Source organism: Frankia nepalensis (assembly GCF_016786325.1).
Taxonomy (GTDB): domain Bacteria; phylum Actinomycetota; class Actinomycetes; order Frankiales; family Frankiaceae; genus Pseudofrankia; species Pseudofrankia nepalensis.
Genome location: NZ_JADWYU010000087.1, coordinates 1 through 18,288 on the forward strand (window position 1 = coordinate 1; position 18,288 = coordinate 18,288).

Below are 18,288 nucleotides of genomic sequence, written 5' to 3' on the forward strand. Positions count from 1 at the left end.
CGTACCCCCCCCCCGCCGGTGGCCCCCGCCCCCGGGCGGCGCGGCGCGCGCGGGCAGCGCGATCGCGGTCGCCCCGGCCGACACGCCGGCCAAGTGGGACTCCGACGGCGTGCTGCTCGGCAGGATCTCGGTGAGCGCCAGGGGCGACGTCGTCGTCGACCCGGCGACGCCCGCCCCCAGGGCGGGTCTCGACCCCCGCGGCCCGTTCCGCGGCACGGTCGGGGTGCTCGGCGACCTCGGGGTCGGCACCGCCGAGCCGACGGCGCACGGTGACTGGTCGCGCGCGCTCGACGTCGCCGGCAAGGACGCGGCCCGCCTCATCGTGCGCGCCAAGGGCATCACCGGCGTCGTGGGCGCGCACCCCGGCGTGTACGGCGCGCCCGGCGGCTGGGCCGCGGGCACCGAGACCGACCACGCGGCCTCGATCGTCACCAGGGGCCAGGCCCGGCTCACGGTGACCAGCGCCGGCGACGTCGGCATCGGCACCACCACGCCGTCGACGAACGCGGCGTGGACGCGGAGCCTCGACGTGTACGGCTCCGGAAGCTCACGCCTCGTGGTACGCACCAAGGACATCACCAGCGTCGTCGGCGCCATCCCTGCCGGGTACGACGCCGGCGGCTGGATCGCGGGCACCGAGACCGACCACGCGGCGTCGATCATCACCAACGGACTGGCCCGGCTCACGGTGACCGGGGGCATGAAGGGCGACACGGGCGCCGGGCGACTCGGCGTCGGCACGACGACGCCCAAGGCCAAGCTGCACGTCGTCGGTATGGGCGGCCCGAACGTCGACGTCATGGTCAACGGGCGGCTGAAGTCCGCGAACGAAGAAGGTGGGCTGCACATCGGCGACGACCGCCTCGTCGGCGGGCTCGAGACCAACAAGCTCGGCCTCTACAGCGGCCACGCGTGGCGGCTCACGGTGACCAGCGCCGGCGACGTCGGCATCGGCACCACCACGCCGTCGACGAACGCGGCGTGGACGCGGACCCTCGACGTGTACGACTCCCAGAGCTCGCGCCTCGTGGTACGCACCAAGGACATCATCGGCCTCGTCGGCGCCATCCCGGTCGGGTACGACGCCGGCGGCTGGGTCGCGGGCACCGAGACCGCGCACGCGGCGTCGATCGTTACCGCCAGTCAGGCCAGGCTCACGGTGACCAGCGCCGGCGACGTCTGTATCGGCACGCCGGCGCCGAGCAACAACCACTGGGGCCGCGCCGTCGAACTCCACAACCGGTGGAACGCGCGGTACGTCGTACGTGCCACGGACTATGGCATGCTCGGCGTCTTCGGGGTGCGCCACGACGGCGCCTATGGGTCCGCCGCGGGCCTGCTCGTCGGCACCGAGTCCGCGCACCCCGTCAACCTCGTCACGAACTCCGCGACCCGGCTCGCGGTGACCAGCGACGGCAACGTCGGCATCGGCACCACCGCGCCGACCGTGAACCAGTTCTGGTCCCGGGTCCTCGACATCACCGGAAAGGACTCGGCCCGCCTCGTCGTGCGCGCGGGCGACATGATCACCGTCGCGGGCGCGCACCCGGGCGGCTACGGCGCGCCAACCGGCATGGTCGTCGGCACCGAGTCGAAACACAGCATCAGTCTGATATCGGGCAACACCAACAGGTTGACGGTCGACCCGGACGGCAACATCTTCTGCCACGGCACGATGTGGTTCAAGCCGGTATCGAACCTGCCTCCCGACCCCGGCCGCGGGCCGACGGAAAAGCGCTGGTGGTGGCAGATCGGCCGCTGGAACTGGAACCCGAACCACCTGGAGGGGGGCAATGCCGTCCTCCACTGGGGCAGTGAATACACCGTCTCCGACGGCCGGCTCAAGGAGGATCTGCGCGAGTTCGACGGCGCGGTCGCGACCGTGTCGAAGCTCCGTGGCGTCACGTTCCGCTGGAACGAGGCGGGCCTGCGCTTCCAGACCCGCCCGGCGGAGGAGCAGGCCGGTGCCGGGCCGGGCGCGACGGAGGCCGAACACGCCGCCGCGCGGGCCGAGGTGCGCGAGGCTCTGCTCCCCGGGCTGCGCGGCCGGCGCGAGGTGGGTGTCGTCGCGCAGGAGGTCGAGGCCGTCCTGCCCGAGCTCGTCGGCACCGACGCCGACGGCGTGCGCGGTGTCGACTACCGCAAGCTGACCGCCGTTCTCGTGCAGGCCATCAAGGAACAGCAACGGACGATCACCACGTTGGAGCGCCGGGTGGGAGCGCTGGAGATGCCACAGGAGGACGACCGTGCGTGAGCAGATGGAGAAGCGCCGCGAGGAGCTCGCCGCCGAGCTGCGGCAGGGGCAGGAGATGCTCGCCGAGGTGGAGGCGCGGCGCGCCGAGCTGGGGCAGATGCTGCTGCGCATCAGCGGCGCGCTCCAGGTGCTCGAGGAGCTGCTCGCGCCCGACGGCCCGACGACCGGCGCGATCCGTCCGGCCCCGGCGTCGGTAACCGAACCGGCAGCCTGAACAGCCGGGAAACGGACGACAGCCACTATGCGCCGCCCTTCTCGCAACTTGCGGGCATTTTCGCCGAATCGCCCGCGACGGCCGGTGGAACCGGCTATTTTTCCCGAACGGGGGCGACACGGTGGGTATCTCCACGGACTCGGGCAGTCCGAGCTCGGCACAACGTGGGAGCGCTGCTGCGGGATGGCCGGTCTGGACGTGAGGCTTCTCGGCGACGTCACCATTCTTCAGGACGGCGACGTCGTGCGCGTTTCTTCGGCGAAGGCGCTGGAGCTCCTCGGCCTGCTCATCGCCCGCCGGAGTAACCCGCTCGCCCGCGAGGCCGTGGCCGCGGTGCTGTGGCCGGACGAGCGGCCGGAGGTCACCCGCCGCCAGCTGCGCCAGGCGCTGTGGCGGCTCAACGGCGCCCTGCCGCGGACGCCGGTCCTGCACGCGTCCCGCGGCGGACGGCTGCAGGTGGACGTCGCGGCGTTCGCGTCGATCGATCTCGTCATGCTGGAGGAGGCGCACGCCGCGACGGCCGACGTCGCCGGCGCGGACCTGAGCGACGGGCAGGCGGAGCGGCTCGAGGGCGCGGCCGCGGGGTACGGCGGTGACTTCCTCGCCGGCTTCCACCAGGAGTGGTGCCTGCCCGAACGGACCCGCGTACAGGAGATCCACCTGTCGGTACGCGACCAGCTCATCGGGTACTGCGCGTCGCGGGGCCTCGTCGCGCGGGCGTTGGCGCACGGGCGCGCGGTCCTCGACCTCGAACCGGCGCGCGAGACGACGCACCGCCTCCTCATGCGGCTGCACCACCGGCACGGCGACCGCGCCGCGGCGTTACGGCAGTACCGACGCTGCGTCGAGGCGCTCGCCGCGGAGTACGGCGTCGCGCCGTCGGCGCCGACCAGCCTGCTGCACCGGCGGATCCGGGAGGACGAGAGCGACCACGCGCGGCACCAGCACGAGCGTCCCGACGAGCGGCGCCGGGTCGAGTCCGGCGCCGCCGAGATCGCGGCGGTGCACGAGCGGCTCGCGGAGATCCAGGCGACGCTCGACACCTTGCTGCGCGCCGTCGGGCACGGCATGGTGGGTGGCGCGCCGCGGGCGACGCACCCGCCGGTTCAGCGGGTCCGGTGAGTACCGGGCTCGTCCGGGTCGACAACCGCCTGCGCGAGCGGGTCGGGCAGGTGCGTGCCGCCGCCTCCCCCTCCGCCGAAGCGGCGCACGACCCGCTCGCGGGGTACTACATCAGCGAGGCCGAGGTGGACCGGCTGCTCGCCGCGCCCGAGCTGGACCTGCCCGACGTCGACCACGACCGGGTCGCCGGGCTCGTGGAGTCGTTCGGCCTCACGCCGTTCGACACCGACGTCGTGCTCACCTGCCTCGCGCCGGAGGTCGACCGCCGGTTCGGGCGGCTCTACGCGTACCTGCACGACGACGTCACCCGCCGCGCGCCGAGCGTCGACCTCGTGCTCACGCTGTGGTGCGGCGACGGCGCCGCTCGCCTCGCCGGACGGGCACGGCTGGCGCCGGGCGCGCCGCTGCGGCGGCACGACATCATGCGGCTCGACGAGGGCGGCGAGCCTCGCCCGGCGTCGATGCTCGAGTGCGCGCTGCGGCTGGACCAGCGCGTCACCCGGCACCTGCTCGACGACGACGACCCGGACTCCCGTCTCGCGGGCGTGATCGTGCGTTCTCCGGGCGGCAGGGACTCCCCACTCGACGGGATCACGCGATCCCAGCTCGGCCGGGCGGACGACCTCGTGGCCCTTCTCAGCCGGACCGGGCATGACGTCGTCGTGCACCTCGCCGGGGCGGCGGGGTCGGGGCGCCACGCGATCGCGGCGGAGTTCAGCCGCGCGACCGGGCGAGCGCTGCTCGTCGTGCGCTGCGACGCGCTGGCCCGCCAGACCGACGCGCGGTGCGCCGAACTCGTCGGGCTCGTGGCGCGCGAGGCCCGGCTGCGCGGCGCGGCGACGTACTGGCGCGACGCGGACGCGTTCGAAGCCGGCGACCGGCTCGACGCGTTCGCCGACACGCTCGCCGACGTGCCAGGACCGGTGTTTCTCGGCGGCGCCGGGGACTGGGACGGGCCGGAGCCCGCTGGCCGCCCGTTCGTGCGGCTCGCGCTCGACCGCCCCGACGCGGCCGCCCGGCATCGGATCTGGAGCGGCCTGCTCGGACCGCCCTCCGGCGAGGTCGCTCTGTCCGCCGAGGATGCCACTTCGCCCGTGGACAACGTCGTTACGCGCTCGCGCGACGCCGTTTCGCCCATGGGCGACGTCGCCGCCTCGCCCGGCGGGCTCGCGCTGCCCCTGGACGACTCGGACCCGCCGGACATCGCGGCGCTCGCGGCGGCGTTCCGCTTCACCCCCGGGCAGATCCGCGACGCCGTCGCCACGGCGGGCATACTCGCGGTGACGCGTGACCCCCGGGATCCGAAGCTGCGGCAGGCGGACCTGGAGAAGGCGTGCCGGCTGCGGTCTGGGCGGGGGCTGACGCGGCTGGCCCGCCACGTGGTCACCCCCTACGGCTGGGACGACCTCGTGTTGCCGCCGGCGCGGCTGCGGCAGCTGCGCGAGCTCGCCGACCAGGTGCGCCATCGCGGCCTCGTGCACGACACGTGGGACTTCGGCCGCGTCGTCGCGCCCGCGGGCGGGCTGACCGTGCTGTTCGCCGGGCCGCCGGGCACCGGCAAGACGATGGCGGCGTCGGTGCTGGCGAACGCGCTCGGCGTCGATCTCTACGCGATCGACCTCGCGACAACGGTGAGCAAGTACATCGGCGAGACGGAGAAGAACCTCGCCCGGGTGTTCGACGCGGCCGCGGACAGCAACGCGATCCTGTTCTTCGACGAGGCCGACGCCCTGTTCGGCCGGCGTACCCAGGTGCGCGACGCCCACGACCGCTACGCCAACATCGAGACCAGCTACCTGCTGCAGCGGATCGAGACGCACCCCGGCCTCGTCGTACTCGCGACGAACCTGCGCAAGAACATGGACGAGGCGTTCGTGCGCCGCTTCCGCGCCACGCTGGAGTTCCCGGCGCCCGGCGAGGCGGAGCGGCTGCGCATCTGGGAGCGGATCTGGCCGGCGGCCGCCCCACGTGCCGCCGACGTCGACCTGGCCGCGCTGGCCCGCGCGATCGACCTCTCCGGCGGCCACATCCGCAACATCGTGCTCGGCGGCGCGTTTCTCGCGGCGGCGGACGGCGGGGTCATCACGATGGCGCACCTGCTGCGGGCCACCCGCGGCGAGTACGAAAAGCTCGGAAAGATCATCTCGCCCGGCGATCTCGCGGCCGTGGCGCCTCGGCACGACCAGGGGCGGGGTGCGCATGCGCACGACGACAGCTGACCCGAAACAGGTCACCACCAGCGCACCCGCCAGGACCGCCGACACGGCCGCGCCGCCGGCACGCGCCGGGTCCCACTGCGCGCCGGCACTGCTGCGGATGCAGCGTTCGCACGGCAACCGGCACGTCCAGCGCGTGGTCGCCTCCGCGCGCGCGTCCGCCGCCCCCGCCGCGGCCCCCGCGATGGCCGGCGCCGGACTGCGGGTCGGCCCGTCGCATGACCCGGCCGAGCGGGCAGCCGACGACATCGCCCGCGCCGTCGCCGGAGTCACGGTCCCCGACGGCGGCCCGGCGCCCATGCCGCTCGCGCCGCCGGAGGTCGGCGACGCCGGTGGCGCGCTCTCCCGCGGCACCTCGGCCGCGGTCCTCGCGGCCCGCGCGGGCGGCATGCGCGTCCCGTCGTCGCTGCTCGCGCGGACCGAGCAGGCGGTGGGCGCCGACCTGGGCGGCGTCCGGCTGCACGTGGGCCGGGACGTCGACGCGCTGAGCGACGCCCTGGCGGCCCGTGCCTTCACCGTCGGTCAGGACGTCTTCGTCCACCGCGCCGACTACCGTCCGGGCACCCCGGGCGGCGACGCGCTGATCGCGCATGAGCTCGCCCACGTGGCTCACCCGGGGCCGGCCCCGGTACGCCGCAAGGGTCGCAAGCTCGGGGCGGCCAAGGCGGCGCTGTTCAACGTCGGCATCAGCTTCGCCAAGACCGCCGGCGGCCCGCTCTACGACCTCTTCCACTACCTGTGGTACTTCAAGCAATCGAAGAAGACGGGCGTCAGCCACGAGAACCGGGTCGACCTGCACCCCTTCAAGGACCTGCTCAAGCTGGCCGGCAACCGCACGAAGGAGAACGGCAAGGCCAAGCTCGTTCCCGAGGATGCCGTCAAGCGGTACGGCGTGCCGGGCATCGGGCATGTCCTGCTCTTCCTGCGGGCGATCGGCAGCAGCCTGTACAAGCGATTCGCGTCCTACATCAGCTGGCTGGCGCTCGTGTGCACCCTCATCGGCTTCGCGCCGGGCGCGCAGGCCGCGCTCCCCGTCGCGGCCGCGCTCGGGACCATCAGCCTGCTGCTCAACGTGATGAAGGGCGGCATCGACTTCGTCGCGAACTCGTGGACCCTCATACTCGCCTGGATCCGGTACATCTGCCTCGACGACCCCGTCTACCTGGACTCCCCAGAAGTCGGCCTGTATGTCGAGTCGTACAAGGAGTACCGCAAGTCGCGCGGTGAGCTGCTGGACGACGCCCTCAAGATCGGCATGGGTGGCCTGCTGGCCGGCTTCGGGGGAGCCACCCAGGACAACTCGTCGTTCGTCGCGGGCGCGGACAAGTACTTCACGCCGTTCGCGGACGCGAGTGCCTCGATCGACGCGGCCGTCAAGGACCAGCCGAACTTCAACGCCCACGAGGCGGGCGAGAAGTTCGCGGCGGAGAAGATTCCCGACGCCATGACCAAGGAGATCGTCGGGAACTCCACGAGCTGGGTGACCAAGGGGCGCCTGGAAGGAAACAAGAACGCCAAGCTCGACACGGTGGGCACCCAGACCATGCAGCACAACCCGGACGTCCAGATGCTGCTCAGCGCCAACATCATCGGCAAGGTCAACGAACAGCAGACGCGCGAGCCGGGCCTGGCGCCGAACGCCCTCGTGCCCCGCTCGAAGCTGCCCGGGCCGCCGGGCACCAGCCTCAAGGGAGTCGTCGGGCTGCTCGTGAATCCCCTGGGGGCGCTCGCCACCATCCTGATGATGGTCGCGGACCTGTGCGTGATGCTCAGCGGCCGCCAGGGGGCGCAGGACGCGCCCGCGTACGACCCCGGTCCCCCGCCGCCCGCGCACAACCCCGGTGGCCCGCCGCCCACAGACGACCCCGGTCCCCCGCCGCCCGTTCCCGACAACACCGCCAGTGCCCCGCCGCCCGTTCTCGACAACCCCGCCACCGCCGACGCCAAGGCGAGCGCCACGCAGCCCGGCGCCGCCGTCCAGCAACCGCCCCAGCCAGGGCAGCGGAAGAAGCACGGAAAGACGGCAGGCACAGCTGGGCCGGGATCTGGGAAGAAGCGCGGAAAGACGGCAGGCAAAGCTCGGCCGAAGTCTGGCGAGAAATCCACGAAGGCGGTCAGGCAGACCAGCGTGGAAGCCAGCGAGGAGACAAGTCGGGGCGGGCCCCAGTCCACCCCGTCAGCCCAGCGGCACGGCACGGGCCCGGCTGCCGAGCGGGCGGATCGTGGACTCTTCTTCATCGGCTTCGCCGACGTGGAACGGTACGACGACGCCGAGCCCGACGACACCGAGCTCGGCGACACCATCGCCACATCCGACGACCTGATCACCGCGCCCCGCGATCCCAGCACCGCGCCCGACGACGTCGACGCCGCGCCCGCCAGCCTCCTCGTCATGCCGCCAGCCGGCGACATGGTGCCCGACACGGCCAGCCGGGTGGCGATGGAGCGCGAGCGGTACGGGCCGGTCGAGGGCCCCCTGCCGTCGCTGTCCACGCGGACCAGAAACACGCTCGCCCCCCGGCCCCGCCCGACGCGACGGGCGAGTGTCGAGGAGTTCGTCGTGCGGGAGATCGACAGAATCCGCCGGTCGATCGCCAGGGAAGGGAACCACACCCGCGAGCTGGCCGAGATGTTCGATTCCAGCGCCGACGCCATGGGGTCGCTCGCGGAAAGCTCGAAGAATCTCCTGCGCGACTCGAAGTGACCCGCCGCGCGCCTGGCGCTGGTGGGACGGCTGGCCGCCGCCCTACCGGCGCCGCAGGGACAGCGCCACCGCGACACCGGCGCCCGTGACGAGGGCGGTCCCCATGGCGAGCAGCGCCCAGGCCCAGCCGACCTCGGAACGCAGCGCCTGGCTGTAGGCGACCGCGGGCAGCCGGCGAACCGCCGGCCCGACGAACGACGACACGGCGACACACAGCACGACCGCGACCGGCGCGCCCACCGCCGCCGTGACCAGCGCGGCCGCGGCCTCCCGCCCAGGGCTCGGGCCGGCACCCGCCTCCCGCCGCGCCCGCTCCTCGTCCGTGTCGACGAGCAGCAGCAGCACAGCCGCCGGCAGGAGCACGAGGAGCAGGCGGAAGGCCGCGCCGACGAACGAGGCCAGCCCGGGCACGTCATCGCGGAACATCGCCCCGACCAGCGTCCCGGTCCCCCCCAACACCACACCGATCACCGCGAGCGCGCTGGCCCCGCGCAGACCCGCGCGCACGACGTCCACGCCAGAACCCTATGGGCCGGCCCCGCCGCCGTCCGCCGAGTTCGGCGACGCGGCCGCGTCGATACCGACGCGGGTGGCGACGCGCCACCCTCACCGACACCCGGTCGGCTCGCCGACCAGCCAGGGACCGTGAGGCGAGGTGATCGGCGGTCGCCTCTAGGTCACCGAGGTGACGCCGATGCACGGCGGGCAGGACCTGCTGGTGCGCTGGGCCCCGGCGGGTCGGGCGGCTGGCGCGCCCATTACCGCTTCGCGGCGAACGACAGCCAGATCGTCCTCGCTGACCTCCAGTACGCCTGACCGCCGGAATCGGAGCCGCCGGTGTGGTCTTCCCAGCGGGCTCCGGAGTCCCAGCCCGCGTGAACCAGTCAGGCGGGCGCGGACCGCCCCGTCCCGCCTGCCGCCGCGATCACCTCCTGGCAGGCGCCGACGAAGTCGGTGACGATCTCGCGCCGGTCGTCGCGCCGCCAGACCAGCGCGAGCCGGCTGTACGGGCCGTCGACGAGTGGCCGGGTGACGACCCCGGCGCGCTCGACCAGGGGCGCGTTGCCCTCGGCGACCAGGACGATGCCACTGCCTCCCACCAGGGCCTCGTAGGTCTCCTCCGCGCTGCGCACAACGGTGCCGATCCGGGGCGGCGTCGGGCGCAGGGCGGTGAGGAGCCAGAAGTCCCGCATGTCACCCGCCTCTTCTGGGAGCGCGAGGAACGGCTGGTCGACGAGATCGGCCACGCGCAGCTCCGGGCGCGCGGCGAGGGGGTGTGCCGCCGGCATCGCCACCAGCAACGACTCCTGAGCGATCACCATGGACGTGAAGTCCTGGGCCGACGGCAGCGGCAGCCAGAGGAAGGCGAGGTCGCAGGAGCGGTCGGCGAGCCCGGCCGTCGGGTCGTCCCACTGGACCTGCCGCAGCTCGAAGTCCGCCGTCGGCCGCCGGGACCGGAACCGCGACCGCAGCGCCGGGAGCAGCCCACGCCCGGGGCTGGTGCTCATCCCCACCACCAGGCTCGATGCCACCTCGGCGCGGTGCCGCGCCAGCGCCCCGTCGGCGTCGTTCCAGGCCGCGAGGACGCGTCGCGCGTGTGGCAGGAGCACCGCCCCGGCGTCGGACAGCCGCACGGCGCGCCGGTCCCGCTCGAACAGGGCAACTCCGAGCTGCCGTTCCAGCAGCCTGATCTGCTTGCTCAACGCCGGCTGCGACACGAACAACTGCTCGGCGGCCCGGGTGAAGTGCAGCTCCTCCGCGACCGCGACGAAGTACCGAAGGTCTCGGACGTGAATGTCCATAACTCACGGCTATCACAGTCGGTCTTGGACGCATCCGGCCCCGTGGCCGCAGGCTCGGGACATGGACAGGGTATGGATCATCACAGGCGCGAACAGCGGCTTCGGACTTGCCTTCACCCACGCGGCCATCGACGCTGGCGACGTCGTCGTCGCCGCGGTCCGCCGCCCCGAGACGATGGAGGCGCTCGCGGCCCAGTTCCCGGACCGGCTCGACGTCGTCGGGTTCGACGTCACCGCCACGGCGCGCGCGCAGTCGGTCGTGGACGACGTCGTCGCCCGGCACGGCCACGTCGACGTGCTGGTCAACAACGCCGGCCGCACCCATGTCGGCGCCGCGGAGGAAACGACCGACGACGAGCTGCGCAGCCTGTTCGAGCTGCATTTCTTCGGCGTGGTGGCGCTTACCCGGGCGGTGCTGCCGCGGATGCGCGAGCAGCGTCACGGCGCGATCGTCCAGCTCAGCAGCATGGGCGGCCAGATGTCGTTCGCCGGGTTCTCGGCGTACAGCGCGACGAAGTTCGCCCTGGAGGGCTGGTCGGAAGGGCTGGCCGACGAGGTCCGCCCGTTCGGCGTCGACGTGCTGATCGTCGAGCCGGGGGCGTTCCGCACCGGCCTGTTCGACCCGGCCCGCCGGACGTTCAGCGCCGAGCTGGGTACCTACGCCGGCACCGTCGGAGGCACCCGGGCGATGGTCACGGGTGGCGGCGGCGCCCAGCCGGGCGACCCGGCGAAGCTGGCCCGGCTGGTCGTCGAAGTGCTGGGCTCCGGCCGGGTCCCGCTGCGGCTGCCCGTCGGCGCCGACGCGGTCGACGCCGTGCTCAGCCATCTCGACGCGGTGCGCGCCGACATCGACGGGTGGGAGAAGGCGGCCCGGGACACCGCGTTCGACCCGCCGTCCTGACGATCCGGTGAACGAGACCCGCGAAGTGGGCGGACGAATGGTGACACCATTCACGATGTCGGAGCCTGGCCGCTGCGAGGGTGTCCGCCTTCCGCGCGGCCGGCGTGGTCGCCGGCATCGGCTCGAAGGCCGCCCGCGGACTCCTGTCGCAGGCGGGAGTGGGAGCGGCTGCGCAAGGACGTCGCCGGCCGGGTTTCCTTCGAGATCCACCGCCGGTTTCTCGATGACTATCTGACGTCCGCTCCGCGGGTGCTGGAGATCGGCGCCGGTCCCGGGATCTTCACCCAGTACCTGGCGCGGCACGGCGCCCGGCTCACCGCCACCGACCTGTCCCCGGTGCAGCTGGCGGACAACCAGCGGCGGATCGTCGAGGCCGGGCTGGGCGGCGCGGTGGAGGACTTCCGGGTCGCGGACGTACGGACTCCGACACCAGCGACATTCCGCCGCCACGCCCGACCAGGTGACCACGTCGGTCACAACGGAGGCCCTGCCGGCGTCAGCGGCTGCGGGGGGCGACGCGGCGGGTCGGCGGGGCTGTGGTCGGGTCGTCCGGCCAGGGGTGGCGGGGGTAACGGCCGCGAAGTTCCGAGCGGACCCGCGGGTAGCCCGTCCGCCAGAACGACGCGAGGTCGCTGGTCACCGCCACCGGGCGCCCCGCCGGTGACAGCAGGTGCAGCACCAGTGGGGCGCGGCCGTCGGCGACGCCGGGTACCCGCTCCCAGCCGAACACCTCGGCGATCTTCACGGCCAGGACGGGGCCGGCGGCGCCGCTGGTGCCGCTGTAGTCGAGGCGCACCCGGGAGCCGCTCGGCACCGTCACCCGCTCGGGCGCCAGCTCGTCCAGCCGGGCGGCCTGTGGCCAGGGCAGCAGCCGGCGCAGCGCCCGGCCGGCGTCGACGCGCTCGAGGTCGGCGCGGCGCCGCACACCGTCGAGGTCCGGCCCGAGCCAGTCGGGGGCGCGGGCCAGCAGTGCGGCGTCGGTGACGTCGGGCCAGGGGGCGCCGAGCACCCGGTGGCAGAACGCGAGCCTGTCCCGCAGGGCGAGCGCGTCGGCGTTCCAGCGCAGCACGGGAAGTCCGGCGTCGCGCAGCCCGTCGAGCACGGCGGCCCGCAGCCTGGGCGGGTCGGGCCTGGTCGGGCGTTCGGCGAGGATGATCGCGCCGAGGCGCTCGAGCCGGCGGGCGACGATGTCACCACCGGACCAGGCGACCTCGTCCTCGAGGCGCAGCAGCGCCGCTCCCGCCTCCCGCGCGGTGGCCGCGTCGAGGGCGACGGCCAGGCGCACACGGGCGGACGTCCGGCCGGACCCGCGGTCGGCGACCGCGATGGCGAGCCATTCCGCCCCGGTCAACGCCGAGCCCGCGGCGAGCTCGGCACCTGTCCCGCCGGCCATCAGGTAGTTCGAGCCGCCGGGGTCGCGGGCCCGCGCGAGCCGCTCGGGGAAGGCGAGGCCGACCACCAGGCCCGCCGCAAGATCGTCGGTCATCTCACCCGTTCCCCGCGCCGCGGGCCCGGCGGCCCCGGAGGGCCGGGCGGGTTCCCCGGGCGGGGCGGGTGCGGCTTGCGCGGCCGAGCGCAGCCGGCGGACCTCCTCCCGCCAGCGGGCGGACGCGGCCCGGTCGGTGTCGCCCCGCAGGCGGCGCCACCCGGCGACGAGGTCGTCGGAGGGGCCGCCCGCGGGGTCGTCCCCAGAGAGCATCGCCACGACCTCCGCGGCGCGGCGGGCGCCGACGGCCAGGGTGCCGTCAAGTAGCGCCCGCGCGAGCCGCGGATGGGCCCCGACCTGGGCGATCGAACGTCCTCGCGGGGTGACCCGGCCGGTCTCGTCGACGGCGCCGAGGGCCCGCAGCGAAACCCCGGCGGCTTCCATCGCGCCGGCGGGAGGGTCGCTGAGCAGCGACAGGCCCACGCCGCCGGGATGGCCCCAGACCGCCAGCTCCAGCGCGAAGGCGGTGAGGTCGGCGACGGCGACCTCCGGTTCCGGCTGGGCGGGCAGCCGGTCGTGCTCGGCGGCCGACCAGCAGCGGTACACCCGGCCCGGCGCCTCCCGGCCGGCCCGGCCCGCGCGCTGCCCGGCGGACGACCGCGACACCCGCACGGTAACCAGCGAGCCCAGCCCGCGGGCGTGATCCATCCGCGGGGAGCGGGCAAGGCCGGCGTCGACGACGACCCGCACGCCGGGCACCGTGAGGCTGCTCTCCGCGACCGCGGTCGCCAACACCACCCGGCGACGCGGGCCGGCGCGCAGCACCGCGTCCTGCGCCCCGCCGGTCTGGCGGCCGTGCAGGGTGAGCACGTCGACCGCGTTCCGGTGCCCGGCGAGCCGACCGGCGACGGCGGCGATCTCACCGGCCCCGGGCAGGAAGACCAGCACATCCCCGGACGTCTCCCGCAGCGCGCGCCCGACGGTCGCGGCGACGTGGTCGAGCAGCCTCGGGTCGACCCGCAGGCCGTGCGCCGGGGTGATCACCCCGGGCGGGGGCGCCCAGACCACCTCGACGCCGAACATCGAGGCGTCCGTCCCGATGACCGGCGCGGGCTGGCCAGGCGCGCCGAGCATCGCGGCCAGCCGCCGGGTGTCGGCTGTCGCGGAGGCGGCGAGCAGGAGCAGGTCGGGGCGCAGCGCCGCGCGGACGTCGAGCAGGAACGCGAGCGCCAGGTCGGCGTCGAGGTGGCGCTCATGGCACTCGTCGAGGAGGACCGCGTTGGTACCGGGCAGCTCGGGGTCGCGTTGCAGCCGCCGGACGAGCACTCCCGGTGTGACCACCTCGACCCTGGTGGACGGCCCGACCATGCGCTCGCCGCGGATCGTGTAGCCGACCGCGCCACCCACCTCGCCGCCGCCCACACCACGGCGACCCGCGGCATCCACGCGAGCCCCGGCACCGCCAGCGAGGCTGGCCATCCGCCGTGCCGCGGCGCGGACGGCGATCCGCCGCGGCTCGACGACCAGTACCCGGCCGGGGACGTGGTCGGCGAGCGCGAGCGGGACGAGCGTTGTCTTGCCTGTGCCAGGCGGAGCCACCAGCACCGCGGCCCCGCCGGCGAAGCCCGACCCGTGCTGGCCGTGGGCGGTCAGCGCGGCGACGAGCGCTGGCAGGGCGGCCCGGACAGGCAGGTCCGCCCCGGCGACCGTCAGGTCGGGCAACATGCGCCCAGTCTCCTCGGATCGACGCGGCCGAGGGCGACGTGGCGTTCCGCCGAATGCCCCTCTGCTGACGGTGCGCCAGTTCGACACTCCGATTGGTTGAGGCCATCGTCGACGTAGAGGTTGGCGCCGGTGATGAAGCTGCTCGCCGGGACGCGAGGAACAGCACCGCGTCCGTGACCTCCTCCTGGTGGCCCATGCGACCCAGTGGGCCGGCGGTGGCCACCCCGGCCGCATCCCCCTCGCCCCGCCAGCGGGCCCGATTACTCCGGGAGGGGGGCTGTTCGCGGGCGTTCTGTTCCATTTCGGCTCCGTCAGGGGCCAGACGAGAGCGGCGATCAGGACGATGGCGCCGCGACGTTGGCAGTCTGATCCGAACGTGTGGCTGCCCCCGCGGCCACCAGAAATGATCAACGATCGCCGGAGTGATCCACCACCGGGAAGCCGCACCCACCTGACGCCAACGGCAATCACCAGCGAGGCAGACCTGTTCCTCGGCCCCGAACTCTACGCCCCCGATCGGCCTGCCGCAGCCGCCGATCCGAGCGGCCCGGGCAGACGCATCGACCGCCTCCTCCACGAATATCAACGAGCCACCTGATCAAGCATTTGACCAGCCAGATCGCATATTCGCACCCTTCAAGGACCCTTATTACGAAGTCACCTGGCCACTACCGCCAATACCGGAGTTCCAGCCAAGCATGAATCTCGCGATCAACCTCTTCATCTTCAACATATGAAGAGATCCAAGAGAGAGCCCACATGATCAGTTCAACGTCTTGCAGCGCCGAGAACTCTACCTCGCTCGGCAGATTCACCTCACCGCCTATAGGAGCATAGAAACTCTCATCAGTATTATCATACCGGACCTTCCGAATCTCCGATTCCGCGATTGCCTGTTCACGCGTAATAGGAAATTTCCCCAGCGCCCATTTAGCGGCTCCATCCGGCAGAAGGATCTCCGGAAGGTCGAAGATCGGCGGATCGAACCGCCGCGCGATGGATGCGATTCGGAGCATCCAATAAGCCCCGACAGCGGCCCGAACACCCTCAATCCTGACGGCCAGATCGATGACTTCCGCGGCGACTTTGAAGTCATCTGCGCGCCGGTTCGAAGTCGCGCCGCGGAAAGGCATGACGCGGACCTCCAAGGACTCAAATACCGCCAGCCACCACTGCGGCGAGGCGCCATCCGGCCAGCGTCGGGCCACCCAACCCGCGATCTGCTCGACAGGAACACTCCAGATTTCACGGAGATCTGAATCGATTCCCATTTACGGGGGCCCTCCCGCCAAAGTCTCTAGTTGCCGCCAACGGGATTCTGATGCCAGACCTGCCGAAAGCATCGACTCCCTGCTTGATGAACGAGGCGGCACACTGTGCGCATGGCGGCGTGTAGTGGCCGGTGAAGTTGTCGAAGGACGCGACTCGGCCGCCACTTGCAAATGTGATCTGTCCAGCCCCGATAACTGGTGATCCACCGCTGGCCATCGTGTGGTGGATTCCCGGCAGGTCGCGAACAATATTCAGACCGCCACCCTCCCCTACTGTCCAGAGATATTTGCCGCCATTGGCGACTGCCTGAGTGAACTCGAAGAGCCTGCCGCCATCGCGGAGACGCCCTCAAGGTCAGCTGACATCCGCTCAAACGGCAGATCATCCGTCTTGTTGTTGGAGATCAGGACGGTGCGGTGCAGGACGACCGGAATCTACCCAACGGGGTCGGGACCGTGCCGCGGGTGATCGGCGATCCACGTCCATGCGGCTCACACCCTCACGGGTCGGTGGTGCCAGGCGTTTTCACGCCTGCCCTGGGACATGTCATCCGCCCGCGGCGTCCTCGGGCTCCCAGCGCAGCAGGTCGCCCGGCTGGCAGTCGAGCGCCTCGCAGAGCGCGGCGAGGGTCGCGAAGCGCACCGCCTTGGCGCGGCCGTTCTTGAGTACCGCCAGGTTGGCGGGAGTGATCCCTACGCGGTCCGCGAGCTCGCCGACCGACATCTTCCGCCTGGCCAGCATCACGTCGATGTCGACGGCGATCGGCATCAGATCACCTCGTCCAGCTCGGCCTGCAGCTGCGACGCTTCGACGTCGCGCGCGACGGCCTGGGCGAGCAGCATCCGCAGCACGAGCACGAGGAGCGCGACCCCCAGGATGGCCACCCCGACCCCGCCCATGATGACGGTCACGCCCGGGTCGGCCCGCTGGCCCGGCGCGTTGAGGACCGTGACCGCGAACCACACGAGGGCAGCCGCCACGATCGCGCCGATCACGACGTCCACGTACCGGAAGGCGGCGTGGGAGAACACGGTTCCGCGTCGCGCCATCGTCACCAGCCGCCATACGCAGAGCAGGGCGACCTGGACCGACACCATGCCCAGGATCGTGATCACGCGCAGCGGGGCCAGCGGGAGCGACCCGTCCTCCGGGTCGCTCCCGCTGGCCAACGCCCACACCATCCCTGCCTGCACGAACACGGTGCCGGCGAGCACCACCACGAGCACGGCGCGCAGCGCACCCACCGTCAGCCTTCCCATGGCCCATCCTTCCATCGATTCACGATGGGAATCTATCGAATTTCGATAGGTGGAGCAAAGGCTGGGACGGAGGATAGGCGGCCGTTTCGCGCCATGGCGGGACGCCGCCGCGGACCCTGAGGTCGATGATCGTGTCCCAGTCGAGGTCGAGAGAGGTGAGGATGTCGCGTTCACGAAGCAGGTTGTGGGTTCGGGCCCGCGTACCCAGCACCAAGATCCTTCGCCCCGTCACCGCACCTGTGTGACCTTGACCTGCCCGCGACGTCGCGCAGATCAAGTCCCACCAGACACGAAGTCTCTCGACCAGGTAGACCCGCCAGTCGGAAGGGCGGCAGCCCGGGAGACGCGCTGTGCTGTCGCCATCCTGACCGGGCGGGCGGCCCGGGTTCAGTGTCAGCACGGATACGTGGCGGCGGCCGCGCCGCGCACGATGCGGTCACCACAGGCATGCCTGAGCGCGCACGAACTCGAAGGTGACACACGATGACCATGAACGAACCGTCCGCCCTCATCTCACGGCGGGGCATCCTGGCAGCCGGACTGGGCTTGACGACCCTCACCGCCGCCGCCATGCTCGCCACACCCGCCGCGGCGTCGGGGCTGTGGCACACCGACTGGCGCTTCTGCAACAGGTGCCACGGCCTGGTCCGGTACCCTTCGCCGGTCCAGAACCGATGCCCCGCGGGCTTCTCGCACGCGGTCCAGGGCTGGACCTTCGGAGTGCCCTTCACCAACAGCACCGACCACCATGCCGGCGAGACGGCATACCAGCAGAGCGACTGGCAGATATGCCGGTACTGCAGCGTCCTCTACTACCACGACTTCCCCGGCGTGTGCGCCGGCCGCGGCGGCTCCACCCACCTGGCGACCGGGCCCCAGTACCTTCTCCTTCACGACCGCAACCCGGTTCCGAGCGGCTTCCAGACCGACTGGCGGTTCTGCTACAAGTGCAGCTCGCTCTACTTCGACGGCTATGACCCGAACGGCGTCTGCCCCGGAAACCCAGGCTGGGGCCACGCCGCCGCCGGCTACATGTTCCACCTGCAGGTATACGCCTACACCGCCTAGAGCGCCCGCTCGCCATGATCGCCCACGAGGCATTCGGCGACGCATCACACGACACGCCGGTACGGCCGTGGGCGATGACGGCGCCGGGTTCCACCCGATCATGGCCGTGTTGACGCCGGCCGCACTCGGGCCAGGCGGTTCAAAAATCAAGATTCGCTCGACGTGGCATCGCGAGGCTGCTCGGCCCCAACTTCGAAGGCACCACCCAGATCCAGCGCCTGGTCATCAGCCGCCACCTGGCAAAGGCCTGATCAAGCCACGTTTCCGCAGGTCATGCCTGAAGGAGCGGAGGCCCCGCTCCTTCATCGCATCCCAGGCCCAGGTC

At 72.5% G+C, this 18,288-nt stretch carries 13 protein-coding genes and 1 pseudogene; 8 read left to right on the forward strand and 6 right to left on the reverse strand.

Annotated elements, in window-relative coordinates:
- From I6A81_RS05430 to I6A81_RS05450, 5 genes are all read left to right on the forward strand, one after another.
- Nucleotides 1-2,254 (forward strand): tail fiber domain-containing protein (locus I6A81_RS05430; RefSeq protein ID WP_203010114.1); only part of this gene is annotated, 2,254 nt, incomplete at its 5' end.
- A complete protein-coding gene (locus I6A81_RS05435) occupies nt 2,247-2,468 on the forward strand; it encodes a hypothetical protein (RefSeq protein ID WP_202999688.1) in 222 nt (73 codons plus the stop codon). The genes I6A81_RS05430 and I6A81_RS05435, both read left to right, overlap by 8 nt.
- Before the next feature lie 198 nt (nt 2,469-2,666).
- Complete coding sequence (locus tag I6A81_RS05440) at nt 2,667-3,590, forward strand: AfsR/SARP family transcriptional regulator (protein WP_202999690.1); 924 nt, start codon at nt 2,667-2,669, stop codon at nt 3,588-3,590.
- Nucleotides 3,587-5,809 carry an AAA family ATPase gene (locus I6A81_RS45440; RefSeq protein ID WP_202999691.1) on the forward strand — a complete coding sequence of 741 codons (2,223 nt, stop codon included), beginning with the start codon at nt 3,587-3,589 and terminating at the stop codon, nt 5,807-5,809. Before I6A81_RS05440 ends, I6A81_RS45440 begins: the two co-directional genes overlap by 4 nt.
- Entirely contained in the window at nt 5,790-8,510 is a 2,721-nt protein-coding gene (locus I6A81_RS05450) for an eCIS core domain-containing protein (RefSeq protein WP_202999692.1), read from the forward strand. Before I6A81_RS45440 ends, I6A81_RS05450 begins: the two co-directional genes overlap by 20 nt.
- 42 nt (nt 8,511-8,552) lie before the next feature.
- Here the strand turns inward: I6A81_RS05450 and I6A81_RS05455 are convergent, their stop codons facing one another.
- Both I6A81_RS05455 and I6A81_RS05460 read right to left on the reverse strand, forming a co-directional pair.
- Nucleotides 8,553-9,026, reverse strand: coding sequence for a hypothetical protein (locus I6A81_RS05455; protein ID WP_202999693.1), 474 nt, complete (start codon nt 9,024-9,026; stop codon nt 8,553-8,555).
- 368 nt (nt 9,027-9,394) lie between these two features.
- Nucleotides 9,395-10,312, reverse strand: a complete 918-nt coding sequence (locus I6A81_RS05460) for a LysR family transcriptional regulator (RefSeq protein ID WP_202999694.1) — start codon at nt 10,310-10,312, stop codon at nt 9,395-9,397.
- Nucleotides 10,313-10,373: 61 nt separating this feature from the next.
- Between I6A81_RS05460 and I6A81_RS05465 the strand changes: the two genes are divergently transcribed.
- A complete protein-coding gene (locus tag I6A81_RS05465) occupies nt 10,374-11,213 on the forward strand; it encodes an SDR family NAD(P)-dependent oxidoreductase (protein ID WP_238428212.1) in 840 nt (279 codons plus the stop codon).
- A gap of 231 nt (nt 11,214-11,444) precedes the next feature.
- Nucleotides 11,445-11,624, forward strand: a pseudogene (locus I6A81_RS46080) (SAM-dependent methyltransferase); the annotation flags it as partial.
- Nucleotides 11,625-11,709: 85 nt separating this feature from the next.
- On the opposite strand, the gene hrpB reads toward I6A81_RS46080, so the two are convergent.
- From hrpB to I6A81_RS05490, 4 genes are all read right to left on the reverse strand, one after another.
- A complete protein-coding gene (gene hrpB / locus I6A81_RS05475) occupies nt 11,710-14,364 on the reverse strand; it encodes an ATP-dependent helicase HrpB (RefSeq protein ID WP_202999695.1) in 2,655 nt (884 codons plus the stop codon).
- 668 nt (nt 14,365-15,032) lie between these two features.
- Nucleotides 15,033-15,635, reverse strand: a complete 603-nt coding sequence (locus tag I6A81_RS05480; protein WP_202999696.1) for a hypothetical protein — start codon at nt 15,633-15,635, stop codon at nt 15,033-15,035.
- A 547-nt stretch (nt 15,636-16,182) separates the two neighbouring features.
- Nucleotides 16,183-16,404 carry a helix-turn-helix domain-containing protein gene (locus I6A81_RS05485; protein WP_202999697.1) on the reverse strand — a complete coding sequence of 74 codons (222 nt, stop codon included), beginning with the start codon at nt 16,402-16,404 and terminating at the stop codon, nt 16,183-16,185.
- On the reverse strand, nt 16,404-16,895 hold the full coding sequence (locus tag I6A81_RS05490; protein ID WP_202999699.1) for a DUF2975 domain-containing protein: 492 nt from the start codon (nt 16,893-16,895) through the stop codon (nt 16,404-16,406). Before I6A81_RS05490 ends, I6A81_RS05485 begins: the two co-directional genes overlap by 1 nt.
- A 483-nt stretch (nt 16,896-17,378) precedes the next feature.
- Between I6A81_RS05490 and I6A81_RS05495 the strand changes: the two genes are divergently transcribed.
- The gene (locus I6A81_RS05495) at nt 17,379-17,963 is read left to right on the forward strand and encodes a hypothetical protein (protein ID WP_238428213.1); all 585 of its coding nucleotides are present in this window, start codon (nt 17,379-17,381) and stop codon (nt 17,961-17,963) included.
- Nucleotides 17,964-18,288: the final 325 nt, after the last annotated feature.

Excerpts from the sequence above, each read along its gene's own strand:
- I6A81_RS05465 (WP_238428212.1), top strand. The coding sequence starts at position 10,374 with ATGGACAGGGTATGGATCATCACAGGCGCGAACAGCGGCTTCGGACTT.
- I6A81_RS05490 (WP_202999699.1), bottom strand. The coding sequence starts at position 16,895 with ATGGGAAGGCTGACGGTGGGTGCGCTGCGCGCCGTGCTCGTGGTGGTG.
- I6A81_RS05450 (WP_202999692.1), top strand. The coding sequence starts at position 5,790 with ATGCGCACGACGACAGCTGACCCGAAACAGGTCACCACCAGCGCACCC.
- I6A81_RS05460 (WP_202999694.1), bottom strand. The coding sequence starts at position 10,312 with ATGGACATTCACGTCCGAGACCTTCGGTACTTCGTCGCGGTCGCGGAG.
- I6A81_RS05480 (WP_202999696.1), bottom strand. The coding sequence starts at position 15,635 with ATGGGAATCGATTCAGATCTCCGTGAAATCTGGAGTGTTCCTGTCGAG.
- I6A81_RS05485 (WP_202999697.1), bottom strand. The coding sequence starts at position 16,404 with ATGCCGATCGCCGTCGACATCGACGTGATGCTGGCCAGGCGGAAGATG.
- hrpB (WP_202999695.1), bottom strand. The coding sequence starts at position 14,364 with ATGTTGCCCGACCTGACGGTCGCCGGGGCGGACCTGCCTGTCCGGGCC.
- I6A81_RS05495 (WP_238428213.1), top strand. The coding sequence starts at position 17,379 with ATGACCATGAACGAACCGTCCGCCCTCATCTCACGGCGGGGCATCCTG.